The organism is Sphingopyxis sp. SE2 (assembly GCF_032227185.1).
Lineage (GTDB): Bacteria > Pseudomonadota > Alphaproteobacteria > Sphingomonadales > Sphingomonadaceae > Sphingopyxis.
The window spans coordinates 1,877,526-1,896,053 of record NZ_JAPMXW010000001.1; the positions used below are offsets into that span (position 1 = coordinate 1,877,526).

Sequence of the window (18,528 nt, forward strand, 5' to 3'; positions counted from 1 at the left end):
GTCGGGCTCCGCCCTCCCTACGCCGCGCGCAGCGCAAGAGCGCGTGTCCGATCAACCTTGCGCCATCTTGAAAAGGGGGTCCCTTTTGCGCGCCGATAGGGGGTCCCGTTTGCACGCCGATTGACAGCCTCGGCTGGCTGATTGTCCTCACCAGCACCTTCCTGATCAATCATTTCGAACTGTTCGGACTGCAGCAGGCGTGGTTTGCGTTGCGCGAAAGAGCAGCAGCGCCGCCGGTGCTGCGCCAGCCCTTCTTCTATCGCTTCGTTCGCCATCCGCTCTACGCTGGATTCTTCCTCGCATTCTGGGCGACGCCGGCGATGACCGCCGGCCACCTGCTGCTCGCCGCCGGCCTTTCTCTCTATATGCTGATAGCGATCCGGTTCGAGGAGCGCGACCTGATCGATGTCTTCGGCGAAGCTTATGTCAGCTATCGCCGGCGCGTCGGCATGCTCGTCCCGCGGATCGGCGGCGGCCCCTAGCGGCAGACCGTCCAGCCCGCCGTCCGTGCCGCCATGTCGAGATGGAAATGGTCGGCGTGCGCGCGGTTATAATCGGGTGACAGGACAGTGCTGAACAGGCCGCAGCTTTCGTCGCGGATGTCGTGCAGGAATTCGCTGCGCTTGTCGCCAGGCGACCAGTCGTTAATCAGGGCAATGCGTGTCCCGTCGGCGAGGATGAAGGCCGAAATGTCGATCGCGTTCGCTGTCGAATGCTGGCTTTGCGCCTGCTCGCCAGCGATCTTGCGGCAGTTATAGCTGCCGAGATTCTCCATCTCGATCACTTTCTGTCCGAAATATTTCCGCGCGAGCGGCTGAACCACGTCGCGATTCCATAGCGCCATCGCGGCAGTTACAGCACAGCCGGGCGCCGCATTCGCAGGCCGCATCGTTGGCACGAAACGGTCGCCGGTAAGGATCATGCGCTGACTCGCGCGGCAAATCCCGTTACCGACAGGCGGACGTCGCAGATAGCCTGCGCCTGCGCGGTCGAGGACAGCGAAACAGGCCGCGTCGTCGCTCGCGAGCGCGACGAGCTTGCTGTGCGTCGCCCATCCCCGTGGATGCGCGAGTTCGAAACGCGCGCCGGGGAAATGTTCGGGATGATCGCGCATCCACTGCATACCGAAGATCGCGCCGAGCGTCAGCAGCACCGCGACAGCGAACCAGATCAGATAGGGGCGTATGCTCTTCACGGCGCCTTAGTGACGCGCGGCGTCTTTTCACACAACCCCGCCTTGGCCTCTAAGGTCAGGCGAGTTGGGTGACGTCGCGATCGCGGCGCCCCTCCATTGCCTCTTCGCTTTCGAGCGCACCGAGCCGCCCTTCGGCGCGCGCCTTGCGGCCATAGACGATTTCGAAGAGCGGCCCTGCCATTACCGTGGTGACGATCGCCATCAGCACCATGATCGCGAATAAAGTCGGGCCGATGATGCCCTTTTGCAGGCCGATGTTGATGATGATCAGTTCCATCAGCCCGCGCGCGTTCATCAGTGCGCCGATGCCCATCGCGGTGCGATTATCCTCGCCAGCAAGCCGCGCAGCAAGCCAGCAGGCGCCGAATTTTGCCGCGATCGAGACGAGCAATATGCCGAGCGCGACGCCGAGGATTGACAGGCTGTTCACCGTGGTGAGCTGCGTATTGAGGCCCGAGTAGGTGAAGAACATCGGGAGAAGGAAGACCACGGTCATCGGCTCGACCTTCTTCCTGATCTCCTCGGTCAAAAGGCCGCGGGGCATGCAGGCGCCGAGCAGGAAGCCCCCGAACACCGCGTGGATACCTACCGCGTCCATGAAGAAGGCGGCCATTGCATAGAGCATCAGCACGATGGCGAGCAACGTGTGCGTCAATTCACCCTTTGCCTCGACAACTCGGCCGAGGGGGATCAGCAGTTTGCGGCCAACAAAGAACATGAAGAGCGCGAAGCCCAGCCCGCCCGCGATTGCGAGCAGCGCGATGCCCGGCCCGCCGCCGAAGGTTGCCAACACGATGGCGAGCACGCACCACGACACTGCATCGTCGAACGCGCCGGCGGTCAAAGACAGCGTGCCGAGCGAAGTATTCGCAAGCCCGCGCTCGTTGATAATGCGCGCGAGCATAGGGAAAGCGGTGAGCGCGATGCACGCACCCATAAACAAGGTCGCGCTGCCCTGCCCCAGTCCGTCGGCGAAGAGCCCGGGAATATCGAGCAGGAAGGGGGTGATCGCCGCCGCGAGCAGGAAAGGCGCGACAATCCCAGCCGCCGAAACGCCGACCGCGCTTTTCGCCTTCGACTGGAAATGATCGAGGCGCAGGGTCGTACCGACGAGGAACATGTAGAGTCCGACGCCGAATTGTGCGCCGACATAAAGAATATTGCGCGTCTCCTTCGGAAACAGCGCCGCCTGCCATTCGGGAAAGAAAAGACCGAAGAGCGAGGGGCCGATCAGGACGCCCGCGATCATTTCGCCGACGACCTGCGGCTGGCCGAGGAACTTCTTGGCGGCCCAGCCGACGATGCGGCAGACAAGCAGAATCACCGCGATCTGGAGGAAGAAATGGATGCTGAAATCGGTCGGGGTATAGCTTGCGGTAACGCTCGCCGCCGGGCCGTGCGCGCCGAGAACATTGCTGGCCGCCCGAATCAGCTCATCGAACATATTGGATACCAATTATCCTCTCCCCCGGAAGGCGTAGCGCGACTCACAATCTAGGACGTATCGGCCAATTCCTGACAGAAGTGAGGCACGAACAGTCCGCAAATGCAATAAAAGTCTGCAATTGGTCCCATTAACTCCGGCCAATCTTGACCTGCCCGATTCATCGTCCCTCGTTCCAACCTCCGTAACGACTCAATATAGCGTGATGTGAACGCTATCATAGACGAGTTTTTCGGAGGAAAAACTTCGGCCGGGGCATCGCTTCGACGCCGGAATCCGGTATTGCTGGACTGGAGGTACGAACCGCCGGCGTAGGGGGCAATGGGCTCAGTCGAGCGGAACGAAGCTGACGGTCAGCCCGTCCTTCGGTCGCGGGATCGGCAACACCTGCCATTCGGGCGCATAGCCGTCGCCGACGGTGATGCGGTGCGTCGTGATGACATGGTGGAAGAAGATTTTCGCCTGCATATAGGCGAAGTGCAGTCCGAGGCACATATGCGCGCCGCCGCCGAAGGGCACCCACGCATATTTGTGCCGCTCGCGCGCGACCTCGGGCGAGAAGCGCATCGGATCGAATTTCTCGGGCTCGGGCCAATGCTCCTCCATCATGTGCGTATAGGCGGGACTGACGCCGACCGACGTGCCCGCAGGGATGCGATAGCCGCCATATTCGAAATCCTTGAGCGCGCGGCGCGGGAAGCTCGGCACCGGGGGCACGAGCCGCAGCGCCTCCTTGAACGCCCATTCGGTCATTTCGAGCTGGCCGAGGCTGTTGTGCCCGACCCCCTCGCCCGCGGGAGCCACGGCGAGCATCTCTTCGCGCAACTTGTCCTGCCATTCGGGATGACGCGCCAGTTCCCAGACCAGCGTGGTGATCGAACTGGTGATGGTGTCGTGCGCCGCCATCATCAGGAAATTCATATGGTCGACGATCGCCTCGACCGACATATATTCGCCGTCATCATCGCGTGTTCGGCAGATCTGGCTGAACATGTCCTCGCCGCTACCCTCGCGCCGTTCGGGGACCATCTTGCCGAAATAATCGACCAGATAGGCGCGCCCCTTCGCGCCGCGGCCCATCGCGGTGAAGGGCAAGGGCACGCGCACGACGCCGATCGACGCCTGCACCATGTCGACGAAAGCCTTGTTTACCTTATCCGCCTCGGGACCCCACGGAATGCCGAGGAAGCTCGTGGCGGCGAGGTCGAGCGTCAGTTCCTTGATCGCCGGATAGAATTTGAACGTCTTGCCGCTCCACTTGCCGATGCGGTCGCGGATCCCCCGGTTCAGCGATTCGGCATAATGGCGCATCGGTTCGGGCTTGAACGCCACCGACAATATCTTGCGGTCGGCGCGATGCTTTTCGAAATCCATCAGCATCAGCCCCCGCGGAAAGAGCAGGTTGAGCACGGGTCCCCAGCCTTGCTCGGACGAAAATATCTTCTCGCGATCGAACATGACGAGTTCGTTCGCCTCGGGTCCGTGGAGCGCGACGCTGCGCCCGCCAAAGCTGTTGTTGCGATAGACGCGGCCATATTTGGCGACCATACGGCGCGCGAAGGCGGGATAGTCGCGAAGCTGCTCAAGCGTGTTGCCGAGCACCGGCATGCCGTCCTCGCCGGGAATGTGGTCGATCGCGCTGTCGGCGTTACGCGGCAGCCAATGCTGCGTGTCGGGTCCGAAGCGCTTTGCGGACCATTGACTGGTCATCGGCTGAATATTTGTCGACGCGTTCATCGGTGGGTCCTTGTCCATCATCTTCCGGCGATAGGCGTAACCAACTACTGACATCGATGCAAGTAACGCCTTTTCGGGCGCGAGGCACCATTCACCACAAATTCAACTCGACTCGTGCAATTTGCCGATCGAGTGACGGGTCGCAACCGTTGGCCCTTAAAGGACAAAGCCCATGGCGAAGAGTTTGAAGCGTCCCTTTTCCATCGCGCTCAGTGCGCTCGCCGCTACGACGCTCGGCGGCTGCTATTACGGCGATGTTTATGGGGCGAGCTATGCGTCTGGCGGCGATTGCGCCGCACGCTATGGCGACGCCTATTACGACTATGACGGCTATGCTTATGGCGACGGCTATGGCTACGACTGTTACGACGCGTCGGACTATGGCAGCGGCTTCGTGAACATCGGCTTCGGTGGCGGCTGGTATGACGATTATTATTATCCCGGCTACGGCATGTGGATGTTCGACAATTACCGCAACCGCTACCCGCTCCGCGGCCAGTATCTCAACTATTGGGGTGGGCGCCGCGCCTGGTGGAAGCATCATGGCGGTCGCAACGACTGGAAGCCGGGCCGCCCTGGCTGGCATCGTGGCGACCGCGACGGCAGGCCGGGCGACGGCCGCCCGGGCCGTCCCGGCGGCTGGCACCGCGGTGACCGCGACGACGACGGCCCGCGCGGCACGCGCCCGGGGCGTCCGGAAAAGCCGCCGGTCGCGGGCAATCCGGGACGTCCCGATCGCGGTCCCGGCGCGGTTCGCCCACGCCCGGGCCGCGATATCGCCTCACCAACGCGCCCGCCTTCAGCCCGGCCCGACCGCGGCCCGCGTCCGGCACCGGCGGTTCGCAGCGCCCCCGCACAGCGCGCAACCGCAACGCCGCCAGCCGGCCGTGCGCGTAGCGACCGGGCGAACAAGACCCGTCCAGACTGACTTCAGGCTGGCGGTGCGGGCTGCGCCGCCGGACCATTCTTCACGCCCGCCGATACCACCGTCGCTGCGACCAGGTCGCCGATGACATTGAGCGTCGTGCGGCACATGTCGAGGAAACGGTCGACGCCGAGGATCAATCCGATTCCTTCGGGCGGCACGCCCACCGAGGCGAGGATCAGCGCGATCACCGGCAACGAACCCGCGGGCACGCCCGCCGTCCCGATCCCGCCGAGAATGCAGACGAGCATCACGACGATCTGCTGCTGAAGCGTGAGGTCGATCCCAAAAAACTGCGCGAGGAAGATCACGGTCACGCCCTCGAACATCGCAGTGCCGTTCTGGTTCGCCGTCGCCCCGATCGTCAGCACGAAGCGCGCAACCCGGTCGGGCAGGCGCAGATTGTCGTGCGCGACGCGCAGCGCGGTCGGCAGCGTCGCGTTCGACGAGGCGGTTGCGAAGGCCATGACGAAGGCCTCCTGCGTCTCGCGAAAGAAAGCGACGGGCGATTTGCCGGCCAGCGTCTTGAGCAGTAGCGGGAAGACGACGAACATCTGGAGCGCGAGCGCGAGCAGCACCACGCCGACAAAGGCCGACAGGCGGATGATCAGATCCCAGCCGAACTGCGCGGCGAGGTTGAACATGAAGCAGAAGACGGCGATCGGCGCGAGCTGGATGACGAGGCCGATCAGCTTCATCACCACCTCGAACACCCCTTCGATCGCGGTCTTCAGCGTTTCGGTGCGCGGGGTGCTCACCAACATCAGCCCGATGCCGAAAAACAGCGCGAAGAACATCACCGCGAGCACGTCATTCGCGCCCATCGCCGCGAAGATATTGTCGGGGACGATCGCGACCACGGCGTCCATCCCGGATTTCGATTCGCCCGCGCGATCGGCGATCGCCTGCGCCCCCGCGGCGCCCTCGGCCATCAGCGAGCGCGCCAGCGCGGGATCGACCCCGGCGCCGGGCCGGAGCAAGTTGACTACGAGAAGGCTGATGACGACCGAGATCGTCGACACCGCGATCGTATAGACGAGCGTGCGCAAGCCGACCGATTTCAGTGCGCGCATCTCGCCCATTTCGGCGACCCCGACGATCAGCGCCGAAACGAGCAGCGGGATGACGAGCATGAAAAGCAGGCGCAGGAAAATCTGCCCGAGCGGCCCCGTCACATAGGTGGTGACGGTTTCGACCCACGCCGCGTCCGGCGCGCCATAATGAACCGCCAGGCCGATCGCGAGGCCGGCGAGGAAGCCGATGAGCATTCGCCAGCGCAGCCTCCGGGCGCGCGCCTCGTCACGCTCGGCTTCGTCGATTGCCGCTGCTTCGGCCATGGCTCAGCTCCTTGCTCGCCCCCATGGGGCGGCCGGCAGCTCGCGCGCTAGGCGTTATCGGCCGCTGGCTTGTTATCCCCCGTCGCATTCGTATCACGAAGATCAAGCCCGCGGGTTCCATGATGCGGCGTATGCGACGGCGCGTGCGGCCGTTCGGCGTCGGCGGGTTCGGGCACTTCGAGCATGCCCTCCCATTTGGTGATGACGCTCGTCGCCACCGCATTGCCGACGACATTGGTCGCGGTGCGCCCCATGTCGAGGAAATGGTCGATCGCGAAGACGAGCGCGACGCCCTCGACCGGCAGGTCGAACATCGCGAGCGTCGCGGTGATGACGACGAGGCTCGCGCGCGGCACCGCTGCGATGCCCTTCGACGACACCATCAGCGTCAGCAGGATCAGTATCTGCGTGCCGATCGACAGCTCGATACCATAGGCCTGCGCGATGAAGATCGTCGCGAAGCTCGCATACATCATCGACCCGTCGAGGTTGAAGCTGTAGCCCAGCGGCAGCACGAAGCCCGAAATACGGCGCGGGACGCCGAAGCGGTCGAGCTGTTCGAAGAGCTTCGGCATCGCGGCCTCGGAGGAGGCGGTCGAAAAGGCGATAAGCAGCGGTTCGCGAATGTAGCGGATGAGCTGGATAATGCGTCCGCGCAGAAAGATCGCGCCGGCGGCGAGCAGCAGCACCCAGAGCAGCACGAGCGCGATGTAGAATTCGGTGAGCAACTCGGCATAGGTCGCGAGGATGCCGAGACCCTGCTCTGCGACGACCTTGGCCAGCGCACCGAACACCGCGAGCGGCGCGAGGCGCATGACATAACCGGTGATCTGCAGCATCAGTTCGGCGAGCGCCTCGGCGCCGCGCACCAGCGGCTTGCCCTTTTCGCCGAGAGCGGTCAGCCCGACGCCGGCGAAAAGCGAAAAGACGAGGATCTGGAGAACATTATTCTCCGCCATCGCGGCGATGACATTCTTGGGGAAGATATGCTCGATGAACTCGAACATATCGAGCTTCTTCACCTCACCCACCGACTGGGCGGATGCGGCCATGTCGACCCCGACGCCGGGCTGGAGCAGGTTGACCATGATCAGGCCAAGGCTGATCGAGATCAGGCTGGCGATGATGAACCAGGCGATCGCGCGCGTGCCGATGCGGCCGAGCGCCGAACTGTCGCCCATATGCGCGATGCCGGTGACGAGCGTGCCGAGGATCAGCGGCGCGACGAGCATCTTGATGAGGTTGAGGAAGATGGTGGCGAGCGTGCCGAAGCTGCGCAGCCAATATTCGAACGCCTGGCTGTCGGCGGGCACGACGACGCGAACCGCATATCCCACCGCGATCCCGAGCACCATGCCCGCGAGAATATACAATGTAAGCTTGCGGTCCATGCGGCCGTCCCCCGAATATTCATTATTGGCGCGCCGTGACCGGCCGGATTCTCCGCCCCCTTTGACCGACCGCAAGCCGCAGCGTCAAGGGGGCTGGCCGTTCGCCCGCTATGCCGTCAGGTTATGAAGAAGCTGATCGCGAAACAGGTCGAAATGCCGGTTATGATGTTGAGCGGCACCCCGATCTTCACGAAATCGACGAAGCGATAGTCGCCCGCGGCATAGACGATCGTGTTCGTCTGATAGCCGATCGGGGTCGCGAAACAGGCCGACGCGCCGATCATCAGCGCGATCACCAGCGGACGCGGATCGACCCCGAGTTCGGCGGCGATCGCGAGCGTCACCGGCGTCATCAGCGCCGCGACCGCATTGTTGCTGAGCAGTTCGGAGAGAATGAGCGCGAAGAAGTAGATGCCAAAGACGAGCACCCACATCGGCTGGCCGGCAAGCACGGGCTTGACCCAGCCGACCATCATCGCGACCGCGCCGCTCTGTTCGAGCGCCAATCCGACCGCGAGCATCGCGAAGATCAGGATCAGCACGTCGCCGTCGATCGTACCCCATGCTTCCTCGCTATCGATGCAGCGCGTCACCAGGATCACGCCGATCGCGATGATCGCAGCGACGCCGATCGACATGACGTCGAGCGCGGCCAGCGCGACGACCGAAAACATGCACAGCATCGCGATCCACGCCTTGCCGCGGCGAAAGGCGCGCACCTTGGCGAGATCGGCGCCGATCAGGTGCGGATTGTCGCGCAGCGCCTCGACCTCGCCCGGACCACCAGCGACGAGCAAGCGGTCGGCGGGGCGGATACGCACGCTTGCAAGGTCGGGGCCCGGTTCGTGCGCCGGACGGTCGAGGCCGATGATCCGCGCGCGGACCTTTTGCAGAAAAGGAATGTCGACCAGCCGCTGACCAATCGCGGGGTGGTTCGACGCGATCATCGTCTCGACGACCATGTCATTCTCGTCCGGATCGCCGCTGCCGATGCCTAGCCGGAAACGCCCCTGCTCGCGCCAAGTCATCAAGGTCGCGCCGTCGACGCGGAGGATGATCCGGTCGCCGGTCGCAAGCGTCCAATGCTCGAGTTCGGCGCCGTGGACGACCACCGAACCGCGGCGGACGCCGACGATACGACCCGAGCGCGGCAAGTCGCGGAACGCCTCGACCGTCATGCCGACGAGATAATCATCCTCTTCCAGCACCAGCTCGGTCAGATATTGATGCGCGTCGTGCGTCCCGGCAGGCCCCTTGATCGGTTTGTCGGCGGGCAGCAGCCACCACATCAGCGCGAGGCCGACCATCCCCGATGCGGCGGTAACGAGGCCGATCGGTGTGATCTCGAAAATGCCGAAACGCTCCATTCCCGCCTGACGCACGATGCCATCGACGACCAGGTTGGTGGAGGTGCCGATCAAGGTCAGCGTGCCGCCTAGCACCGCGATGATCGACAGCGGCATGAGCAGCTTCTTGGCACTGACGCCCGTCACCTCCGCAAGCTTCATCATGATGGGGATGAGCACCACGACGACAGGCGTATTGTTCAGGAAAGCCGAAGCGAAGAGCGCGCCGACCAGGACTTCGACGATCGCGAGCCGCGGGTGTTTCTCGGCACGCTTCATGATCGCATCGGCGACGCGCTGGATCACGCCGGTGCGGATGAGTGCGCCCGACAACACGAACATCGCGCCGATGACGATCGGCGCCGAGTTGGAAAAGACCGAATAGAGCCCGTCGGAATCGAGGATGCCGAGCGCGAGATAGGTGCAGGCGCCGAGGATCGCGATGACGGTCGCGGGCAGCCGCTCCATCAGGAAGCCGACGAACATCGCGGCGAGAATGAAAAGCGACAGGACCGCCTGATGCGCCTCGATGAAGGCTCGCAGCGCCTCGATCATGTCAGCCGTTCTGCGCCCGGTGGAGCAATTTATGATCGGCAAGAACGAGCGCCATCATCGCCTCGACCACTGGCGCGCCGCGAATACCCACACAAGGGTCGTGGCGGCCCTTGGTGACGATGTCGGTCGCCTCGCCCGCCTTGTTGACGGTCGGCACGGGGGTCAGGATCGAACTCGTCGGCTTGAACGCGACGCGCACCACGACCGGCTGGCCGGTCGAGATGCCACCGGCGATCCCGCCCGCGTTGTTCGAGAGGAAATCGGGCCGATTGCTGCCGTCGCTTGCGGGGCGCATCGGGTCGGCATTTTCTTCGCCACGGAGGCGCGCCGCGTGGAAACCCGCACCAATCTCGACGCCCTTAACCGCATTGATCCCCATCATCGCGGCGGCAAGGTCGCTGTCGAGCTTGGCATAGATCGGCGCCCCCCAGCCGGCGGGAACGCCGCTCGCGGCGCATTCGATCACCGCGCCCAGCGAGCTTCCCGACTTGCGCGCAGCATCCATCAAACCTTCCCAGCGCTGCGCCGCGGCGGGATCGGGGCAGAAAAAGGGATTGCGATCAATCTCTTCGAGGTCGAAGTTTGCAGGATCAATCGCATCGCCGCCGATTTCGGCGACCCAGGCGTGGATCTGCACCTCGGGGATCACCAGCCGCGCGACCCCGCCCGCCGCGACGCGCGCAGCGGTCTCGCGCGCGCTCGAGCGGCCGCCGCCGCGATGGTCGCGGATGCCATATTTGGCGTCATAGGCATAATCGGCGTGACCGGGGCGATAGGCCTGCGCGATCTCGCCATAATCCTTCGACCGCTGGTCGACATTCTCGATCATCAGGCTGATCGGCGTGCCCGTCGTCTTGCCCTCGAAGGTGCCCGACAAGATGCGCACCTGATCGGGTTCCTGCCGCTGCGTGGTATGGCGCGACTGGCCGGGGCGGCGTTTGTCGAGAAAGGGCTGAATATCGGCTTCGGACAGCGACAGCCGCGGCGGACAGCCGTCGACAACCGCGCCGAGCGCGGGGCCGTGGCTTTCCCCCCAAGTGGTGAAGCGAAGAACGCGTCCGAAGCTGTTGAAACTCATTGCCCTATCCCATCCGGCCAAACGCAGGCGCGTAATCCGCGCGTCCGCCTAGCGGCCAAGCCGCGCCCGAGTCCAGCATCATCGCCATGAAATGCGGCCCCGCGAAGGGCGATGCGAAGCGTGCGGCAAGATCGGGCGAATAACCGAAGCGCGGATAATAATCCGCATGGCCGAGAACAAAGCTGATCGCCACGCCCCGCGCTCGCAGTTCTTCCAGCGCGGCGCGGATCAGCGCACCGCCGATACCCTGCCCTTGCCGGTCGGGCGCGACCGACACGGGCGCGAGGCCGGCCGCCATCAGCGGCACTCCGTCGGCCTCGACATCCATCCGGCTGAACAGCACATGCCCGACGATCGCGCCGTCCCGTTCGACGACCAGCGACACCAGCGCGTCGCCGTCGGCCCCGATCATCCGGACGAGCTCTGCTTCGCCCTGATGCCCGAATTCGGTTGCCGCGAAGGCGGCGCGAATGACGTTGTCGATGGCTTCGGCATCCTCCGCGCGTGCGGGACGGATGACGAGGCCGTCAGGCAAGCGCGATGTCCGGGGCGTCTTCCTGCTTCATTCCGACCGTGTGGTAGCCCGCGTCGACATGGTGCGTTTCGCCCGTCACCCCGCTCGCAAGGTCGCTCAGAAGATAGAGCGCCGAGCCGCCCACGTCGTCGATGGTGACGTTGCGGCGCAGCGGGGCGTTAAATTCATTCCATTTGAGGATCAGGCGGAAGTCGCCGATTCCTGACGCCGCGAGCGTCTTGATCGGGCCCGCCGAGATCGCATTCACGCGCACGCTCCGCGGGCCATAATCATTGGCGAGATATTTGACGCTCGTCTCCAGCGCCGATTTGGCGACGCCCATGACATTGTAATGCGGGATGACCTTCTCGGCGCCATAATAGCTCAACGTCAGCAGCGAACCGCCGCCCTTGCCCGTTTCGGGGTCGAAGGGCGTCATCATCGCCGCTGCGCGCTTGGCGACCGCGGTGAAGCTGTAGACGCTGATATTCATCGTCATCAGAAAATCGTCGAGGGTCACATCGGCATAGTGGCCGCGCAGCGCTTCCTTGTTGGTATAGCCGATCGCGTGGACGACGAAGTCGATCGTCGGCCAGCGTGCGCCAAGCGTCGCAAAAGCCGCGTCGAGATTGTCCATGTCGGACACGTCGCAATCGATCAGGAAATCGCAGCCGAGTTCGTCGGCGAGCGGCTTCACACGCTTGAGCATCACGTCGCCCTGATAGGAGATCGCAAGCTCGGCACCGTGCGCATGCAATGCCTTGGCGATGCCCCAAGCGAGCGATTTGTCGTTCGCGAGGCCCATGATCAGCCCGCGCTTGCCCTTCATCAGACCCGTCATTTTTTGTCTCCGGCCTTTGCAATAATTACGTCGTCGACGCGCCCAATAGCGTCGTGGCCCAAATCCTCAACCTCGACGAGCGCGGCGTTGAGTTCGGCGCCCATCACCATACCCAATCCGACGAGGTAGAAAAAGAAAAGCGCGACCATCACACCCGCAAGGCTGCCATAGGTTGCGTCATAGCTGAGCAGGCTGGCGAGCAGCGGCGGCAGCGCGAGGGTCACCCCGATCCACCAGAAGGTCGTGAACAGCGCGCCTGGCCATTTGGGGCATTTGAGTTGGCGATATTTGGACGGGGTGAGGCTGTAAAAGAGCATGTAGATGGCGAGGAACAGGCCGGCGCCCGATACGCTGCGCGAGATCAGGACGACGCCCCACGCCTGATATTGTTCGGGAAGGAAGCGGGTAACAAATTGCTCGATGCCGAGGATCAGCACCTGCATGCTGAACGACAGCAGCATCAGCACGACCGCGCCGGTGATGATGCCGATCGACAGCAGGCGATAATGAAAAAAGCCCTTCGAAAAATGCGTGCCATAGGCGCGGCGGAGGATGTCGCGCACCGTTTCGATCAGGCTGCCCACGGTCCACAGCGCGACGAGCGCGCCGAGCCACAGGAAGATGCCGGTGCGCGCGGTCATCACCTCGCGGATCGGTCCCGACAGCGCCTTGGCGACCGTCGGCGGCATGGTGGAGAACACCGCCTCGACCGCGCGTTCGCCGCCGACGCTGCCGCCAAAGATCGACAGCGCGGCGGCGAGCAGGATGAAGAAGGGAAAAAGCGCGATCAGCGCCAGATAGGCGAGATTGCCCGCGTGAATAAAGCCATCGGTATAGGTGCCGACGATGACGCGGCGAACGACATGATATGCGCGCGTACCCGGACCGAGCTGTTCGCGTCCGCGCTCAATCAGCCCCTCGGCGCGGGCGCGCAGATGAACGCGCTTGGCACGCTCGGCGCGCGCCTCGGGCGAGTGCGGCGAATGGCCTTCGGCCAGAAATTCCTTACCGACCTCGTCGGCGACCTCGCGCTCGAGCGCGGCAACGATCTTTTTTTCGTGGGTATCAGCCACGCATCACACGCCGAGATCCGCCCGCACGTTGCGCGGATCGGTCCATTCGCTGAGCAGCTTGATCAATGCCGCATCGTCGGCGGGCAGGTCGACCATCAGCCGCACGAGCTGGTCGCCCCGCCCGCCGCTTTTCTGGCTGAAACCTTTTCCTTTCAGGCGCATGACCTTGCCCGACGACGAACCCGCGGGGATCGACAGCATCACCGGGCCGTCGACCGTCGGCACCTTGACCTTCGCGCCCTTGACCGCCTCGTTCAGCGTGACGGGCAGGTCGAGCCGGATGTTGGCGCCCTCGCGCTCGTAGAAGGGATGGTCCTTGACGGTGATCGTGACGATGCCGTCGCCGGTGCCGCCCGGCCCCGCCTGCCCCTTTCCGGCAAGACGCATCTGCGTTCCCGTCTCGACCCCGGCGGGTAGTTTCAGGTCGATCGTGCCCCCGTCGGCGAGTGTGATGCGCTGCGGCGCCTGCGTCGCGGCGTCGATGAAGGAGACCGACAGGCGATAGGCGACATTGGCGCCCTTTTGCAGCGGCGCGCTGCGTCCGCCGAAGCCTCCGAACGGACCGCCGCCGCCGCGCCCGCCGAACAGCCCTTCGAAAATGTCGCCGAAATCGGCGCCGTCGCTGCCGAAACCGCCCTGCCCGCGCGGATCGCCGCGAAAGCCCCCTCCTCCGCCGCCATAGCCGAACGGCATGGCGGGATTGCCGTCGCCGTCGATCTCGCCGCGGTCATATTGCGCGCGCTTGGTCTTGTCGGACAGCAGGTCATACGCCTTGGTGACATCGGAGAATTTCTCCGACGCCTTCGGATTGTCCTTGTTCTTGTCGGGGTGCAGTTCCTTGGCGAGCTTGCGATAGGCGGACTTGATCTCCGCTTCGCTTGCACTCTTCGCAACGCCCAAGGTGGAATAGGGATCGGCCATTTTGCTCCTGTAGCCCGATAAGTGACTGGCCGTGAAGGCCCATTGGTGCGCCATGTGGTAATGTGCCGGGGAACGGTCAAGTTCCACATAGATCCCGCTCGACCGCGAACGCAGCGCGCATTATGAACGCGCGCATGACGGACGATCCCTTTGCACTGTTCGACGGCTGGTTCGCCGAAGCGCGCACCAGCGAGCCTAATGACGCCAATGCGATGGCGCTCGCCACGACGACGCCGGACGGTCGGCCATCGCTGCGCATGGTGCTTTTGAAAGGTCATGGCCCCGACGGCTTCGTCTTCTATACCAATCTAGACAGCCGCAAGGGCGGCGAACTCGCTGCAAACGCCCATGTCGCCTTGCTCTTTCACTGGAAGTCGCTGCGCCGGCAGATTCGTATCGAGGGCATGGCGACCCCGGTCGACGATGCCACCGCCGACGCCTATTTCGCGACGCGTAGCCGCGACAGCCAGCTCGGCGCCTGGGCGAGCGACCAGTCGCGTCCGCTGGACCGCCGCGAAACCTTCGAGGCACGTTTCGCCGAGATGCAGGCGCGCTTCGACGGACAGGACGTGCCGCGTCCGCCGCGCTGGTCGGGCTGGCGCGTTAATCCTTCGGCTATCGAATTCTGGCAGGACCGGGCCCACCGTCTGCACGAACGCACGCTGTTCCGGCGCGCCGGCGACAGTTGGACGAGAGGATATCTGTATCCATGAGCGCCGCCCGCCGCCTTCCGATCATGCAGGTCGACGCCTTTGCCGACCGGCCCTTCGCGGGCAATCCCGCCGCGGTGATGCCGCTTGAGGAATGGCTCGACGACGCGACTCTTCAGGCGATCGCGGCGGAGAACAATCTCGCCGAAACCGCCTTCCTCGTGCCCGACGACAGCGACGAGGCCGATTATGAGCTGCGCTGGTTCACGCCGACGATCGAGGTCGCGCTCTGCGGCCATGCGACGCTGGCGAGCGGGCATGTGCTGCTGTCGGCGGCGCAATGGCGGAGCGAAATGCGCTTTCGCACGCGCAAGGCCGGCATCTTGCAGGTCAGGCGTGACGGCGAGGACGAAGGCTATCGCATGAAGCTGCCCGCTTATCGGGCGGAAGCGAAGCTGCTACCCGACATCGCGCGCGCGATGGGCGGCGACGTCGTCGAAACGCTGTGGCACGAGGGCGGGTATGCGCTGATCGTCTATCATGGCGCCGAAGAGATCCGGGCACTAAGCCCCGACCTCGCCGCGCTGAGCAAGGACGACATCCTCTATATCGCGACTGCGGCGGGTACGGGCGACGCGTCGGGGGCCGACGTCGTCAGCCGCGCCTTCGCCCCGGGCGCCGGCATTCCGGAGGATCCGGTGACCGGGTCGGCGCACAGCGTGCTCACCCCCTATTGGACGACGCGCCTCGGCCGCGACGCGTTCGCGGCCTATCAGGCGAGCGCGCGCGGCGGTCATGTCGGCTGCCGCCTCGACGGCGATATGGTCGAGCTTACGGGCAGCTGCGTGACGACGGTCGTGGGCGACTTCCTGCTATAAGCTTTCGGTCAGATCGGCGAGGTGGCGGCGCAACGCGGGGAACTGATCATCCCGCGTGACGCCGAGCCGAACGATCGTCACCCGCTGCGACGGCGAGACGATAATATATTGGCCCTGATGGCCGATGCAGGCGAAGAGGTCGTTCGGACCACGATCGGGCCATAATGCCGGCGTAACACCGGCGGGGCGTCTGCGGTTCAGCCAGATATGACCGCCATAGCCCGCGTCATTCCGCGACGGCGTCAGCATGAAGCGCATCCAGGTTTCGGGGAGCAGCCGCTGGCCATTGACCACGCCGCGATTGCGCAGGAATTCGCCGAACCTTGCGTAATCGCGCGCGGTCGCGTGCATGATCGACCCGCCGATCATCGTGCCCTGCGCGTCGAACTCCGGCATCAGGCTGGCCATGCCGAGCGGCTCGACCAGCCGTCCTTCGATGAAGCCCAGCATCGCGTCGCGCCGCGCGTCGGAATTCGGCGACGGCGTCAGCGTGTCGGCGAGGATGTCCGACAGGATGACGCTGGTCGCCGAGCTGTAGTTGAAGACCTCGCCCGGCTGCGCCGCCGCGGGTTTGGCTTCGGCAAAACCGGCCATATTCCCCGCGCCGTCGCCGAACAGCATCGTGACCGTATCGCCCTGCCAGATCGGATCGCCATTTTCGACATGCTCGAGTCCCGACGACATGTGCAGCAGGTTGCGCAGCGTGATCGCACCGCGCGGATCGCCGCTGCGCTGCCACGCCGCCACGGGCGCCGGCCCGTCGAGCGACAATTGCCCGTCGGCGACGAGGAAGCCCGTGAGCACCGCGGTGATGCTTTTCGCCATCGACCAGCTGATCAGCTTGCTTTCGGGACCGAAGCCCGCGGCGTAGCGTTCGTAGATCAACTCGCCATCGCGCAGGACGAGCAAAGCGCGCGTCTGCCCGACATCCTCGGCCTCGACGAACAGCGCGTCGGCGCGGGCCTTGACGGCGGTGGGCAAGGCGGGGAGTGCACGCGGGGTTCCGGCTGACGCGACATCGTCCAGCGACACGCCAAATCTGGGCGTCGGCGATGCGGGCGCCATATTGCCTTGACCCGTCGCTTGGCCGAGCGACCAGACGCCGAGCATCGCAAGGGCGCCACTTGCCAGCAGCCGTTTTTTCGTGATCATGACCTGGGTGAATAACATCAATCCGACCGACCCTTCAACGGGCGAGACGTCTTCCCCCGCCCCGCCGTCTCCTGCGCCGCCGCCGCGGAAGAAACCCGGCCGTTGGGGCGGCTGCCTGCCTTGGGCGATCGCCGCCGCGGTGCTGCTTGCCGTCTTCGCGATATGGAAGTTCCCGTCTTTCAAGGCGCAGGCCGAACTGGGGTCGGCCTATGCCGCGCGCGTCGGCTGTTCGTGCCGCTATGTTCAGGGCCGCAGCCTCGAAAGCTGTCAGAGCGATTTTGAGCCGGGGATGGAGATGGTCTCGCTGAGCGAGGATCCGGCGACAAAGACCGTCACCGGCAGCGTTCCGCTGCTTGCCTCGCGCAGCGCACGCTACGCCGGTGCGAGCGGCTGCCTGATGCGGCCTGAAAATTAACATCCGAAACGGCTCGCGGCGAATGCAAGCACCGCGGGGGCGCCGAAGACGAACAGCCAGATCGTCGCTTCCTCTGCCCAGCCATAGCCCGCGTGAAACACGCCAACGAGCAGGTTGCCGATCGATACGACGAACCAGAGGATCAGGAATAGTCGCGTCGCGCGGGCGGCGTCCCGTATCGCGATGCGGAAGAGCGTCAGTAGCCAATCCCCGCGACCAGCATGACCGCTGTGTGCGGCATCCCCTATTCCTCCCCGCCCGCTGGCAGGATAGCCGATCGGTTACGGCGGCGCCATTCGCCGGGCGACATGCCGACTTTGCTCCGGAAGGTCGCGCACAGATGCGCGTGACTCGAAAATCCGGTGGCAAAGGCGATTTCAGCGATCGACAGCGGGCGGTTCATCAGGAACCAGCAGGCGCGGCGCAGCCGCTGGCGCAGCACATATTGCGCCGGTGTACGCCCGGTCGCGCGGGCGAAATGAACGATCAGGCTGTTCACCGACATGCCCGCCTCGGCCGCCATATCCTCGACCGTCAGCGGCGTTTCGAGCTGAGCCTGAATGAAGATCATCAATTGGTTGATCCGCTGAATCATGGCCGGGGATTCGGCGCGACCGATCATATTGTCCAGCGTCTTGGCCAGGATCGCAACGAGCGGACCGGCGGCCGAAGAATCGCCCGCCGCGAGCGCGCGGACGAGCGCTGCAATCGCGAGGTCGTAATGTGCCGCGAGCGCCCGCGTATGGGGCGCGATCGAAAGCAGCGGCAGGGGAATCTCGACCTCGCTGTAGCGAACCGCGCCCCCTTTCGCCGTAGCGCGGTACAGAAACCCCGCCGGGACGAGCCACATCTCGCCCGGCAGCGGGTCGCCGAGCGACGTCCGCATCGCGCCCAGCCAGGTTTCGAGCCAGTGATAACTCCCCGCTTCGTAAAGGATCAGCGCATGGACATCACGTTCGATCGTCCAGTTCGAAGGGCCATCGATCCGGTCGGTAATCGAGGCAACCCTGAGTCCACCCACTTCCATGACCGAAGTATGGCAAGAATGGGAGAATGTGAAAGCCTGCTATATTCGC

18 protein-coding genes are annotated in these 18,528 nt (G+C 64.4%); 5 read left to right on the forward strand and 13 right to left on the reverse strand.

Going from position 1 to position 18,528, the window contains the following annotated elements:
- Window positions 1-209: 209 nt before the first annotated feature.
- Window positions 210-482: an isoprenylcysteine carboxylmethyltransferase family protein gene (locus tag OVY29_RS09015; protein ID WP_313911182.1), complete on the forward strand. Its 273-nt coding sequence runs from the start codon at window positions 210-212 to the stop codon at window positions 480-482.
- Here OVY29_RS09015 and OVY29_RS09020 read toward each other — a convergent pair.
- The 3 genes from OVY29_RS09020 to OVY29_RS09030 form a co-directional block, all read right to left on the reverse strand.
- A complete protein-coding gene (locus tag OVY29_RS09020) occupies window positions 479-1,195 on the reverse strand; it encodes an extensin family protein (RefSeq protein ID WP_052182369.1) in 717 nt (238 codons plus the stop codon). The genes OVY29_RS09015 and OVY29_RS09020 overlap by 4 nt on opposite strands.
- A gap of 55 nt (window positions 1,196-1,250) precedes the next feature.
- On the reverse strand, window positions 1,251-2,639 hold the full coding sequence (locus OVY29_RS09025; RefSeq protein WP_313912052.1) for a cation:proton antiporter: 1,389 nt from the start codon (window positions 2,637-2,639) through the stop codon (window positions 1,251-1,253).
- Window positions 2,640-2,966: 327 nt separating this feature from the next.
- The gene (locus OVY29_RS09030) at window positions 2,967-4,349 is read right to left on the reverse strand and encodes a cytochrome P450 (protein WP_052182379.1); all 1,383 of its coding nucleotides are present in this window, start codon (window positions 4,347-4,349) and stop codon (window positions 2,967-2,969) included.
- Window positions 4,350-4,548: 199 nt separating this feature from the next.
- On the opposite strand from OVY29_RS09030, the gene OVY29_RS09035 reads away from it, so the two are divergent.
- Window positions 4,549-5,304 (forward strand): hypothetical protein, encoded by a 756-nt coding sequence (locus tag OVY29_RS09035; RefSeq protein WP_052182367.1) that lies wholly within the window; start codon window positions 4,549-4,551, stop codon window positions 5,302-5,304.
- A gap of 2 nt (window positions 5,305-5,306) precedes the next feature.
- On the opposite strand, the gene OVY29_RS09040 is transcribed toward OVY29_RS09035, so the two are convergent.
- From OVY29_RS09040 to OVY29_RS09075, 8 genes are all read right to left on the reverse strand, one after another.
- On the reverse strand, window positions 5,307-6,638 hold the full coding sequence (locus OVY29_RS09040) for a dicarboxylate/amino acid:cation symporter (RefSeq protein WP_037556494.1): 1,332 nt from the start codon (window positions 6,636-6,638) through the stop codon (window positions 5,307-5,309).
- Window positions 6,639-6,685: 47 nt separating this feature from the next.
- Window positions 6,686-8,029 (reverse strand): dicarboxylate/amino acid:cation symporter, encoded by a 1,344-nt coding sequence (locus OVY29_RS09045; protein WP_052182366.1) that lies wholly within the window; start codon window positions 8,027-8,029, stop codon window positions 6,686-6,688.
- A gap of 116 nt (window positions 8,030-8,145) precedes the next feature.
- Window positions 8,146-9,927, reverse strand: coding sequence for an SLC13 family permease (locus tag OVY29_RS09050; RefSeq protein WP_409581478.1), 1,782 nt, complete (start codon window positions 9,925-9,927; stop codon window positions 8,146-8,148).
- Window positions 9,928-9,931: 4 nt separating this feature from the next.
- Window positions 9,932-11,008: a chorismate synthase gene (gene aroC, locus OVY29_RS09055; protein WP_037556492.1), complete on the reverse strand. Its 1,077-nt coding sequence runs from the start codon at window positions 11,006-11,008 to the stop codon at window positions 9,932-9,934.
- A gap of 4 nt (window positions 11,009-11,012) precedes the next feature.
- Window positions 11,013-11,543 carry a GNAT family N-acetyltransferase gene (locus tag OVY29_RS09060; protein ID WP_037556491.1) on the reverse strand — a complete coding sequence of 177 codons (531 nt, stop codon included), beginning with the start codon at window positions 11,541-11,543 and terminating at the stop codon, window positions 11,013-11,015.
- A complete protein-coding gene (fabI, locus tag OVY29_RS09065) occupies window positions 11,536-12,363 on the reverse strand; it encodes an enoyl-ACP reductase FabI (protein WP_037556490.1) in 828 nt (275 codons plus the stop codon). Before fabI ends, OVY29_RS09060 begins: the two co-directional genes overlap by 8 nt.
- Entirely contained in the window at window positions 12,360-13,436 is a 1,077-nt protein-coding gene (locus OVY29_RS09070; protein WP_037556489.1) for a YihY/virulence factor BrkB family protein, read from the reverse strand. The genes fabI and OVY29_RS09070 overlap by 4 nt, the downstream gene beginning before the upstream one ends.
- 3 nt (window positions 13,437-13,439) lie before the next feature.
- Complete coding sequence (locus OVY29_RS09075; protein WP_037556488.1) at window positions 13,440-14,357, reverse strand: DnaJ C-terminal domain-containing protein; 918 nt, start codon at window positions 14,355-14,357, stop codon at window positions 13,440-13,442.
- A gap of 134 nt (window positions 14,358-14,491) precedes the next feature.
- Between OVY29_RS09075 and pdxH the strand changes: the two genes are divergently transcribed.
- Window positions 14,492-15,070 carry a pyridoxamine 5'-phosphate oxidase gene (pdxH, locus tag OVY29_RS09080; RefSeq protein ID WP_037556636.1) on the forward strand — a complete coding sequence of 193 codons (579 nt, stop codon included), beginning with the start codon at window positions 14,492-14,494 and terminating at the stop codon, window positions 15,068-15,070.
- Window positions 15,067-15,885 carry a PhzF family phenazine biosynthesis protein gene (locus OVY29_RS09085; protein WP_037556487.1) on the forward strand — a complete coding sequence of 273 codons (819 nt, stop codon included), beginning with the start codon at window positions 15,067-15,069 and terminating at the stop codon, window positions 15,883-15,885. The genes pdxH and OVY29_RS09085 overlap by 4 nt, the downstream gene beginning before the upstream one ends.
- Here the strand turns inward: OVY29_RS09085 and OVY29_RS09090 are convergent.
- The gene (locus OVY29_RS09090) at window positions 15,880-17,037 is read right to left on the reverse strand and encodes a serine hydrolase domain-containing protein (protein ID WP_037556486.1); all 1,158 of its coding nucleotides are present in this window, start codon (window positions 17,035-17,037) and stop codon (window positions 15,880-15,882) included. The two genes, OVY29_RS09085 and OVY29_RS09090, sit on opposite strands and share 6 nt — an antisense overlap.
- Between OVY29_RS09090 and OVY29_RS09095 the strand changes: the two genes are divergently transcribed.
- On the forward strand, window positions 17,036-17,452 hold the full coding sequence (locus OVY29_RS09095; protein WP_152567649.1) for a hypothetical protein: 417 nt from the start codon (window positions 17,036-17,038) through the stop codon (window positions 17,450-17,452). The two genes, OVY29_RS09090 and OVY29_RS09095, sit on opposite strands and share 2 nt — an antisense overlap.
- Before the next feature lie 244 nt (window positions 17,453-17,696).
- Here the strand turns inward: OVY29_RS09095 and OVY29_RS09100 are convergent, their stop codons facing one another.
- Entirely contained in the window at window positions 17,697-18,479 is a 783-nt protein-coding gene (locus tag OVY29_RS09100; protein WP_052182365.1) for a helix-turn-helix domain-containing protein, read from the reverse strand.
- Window positions 18,480-18,528: the final 49 nt, after the last annotated feature.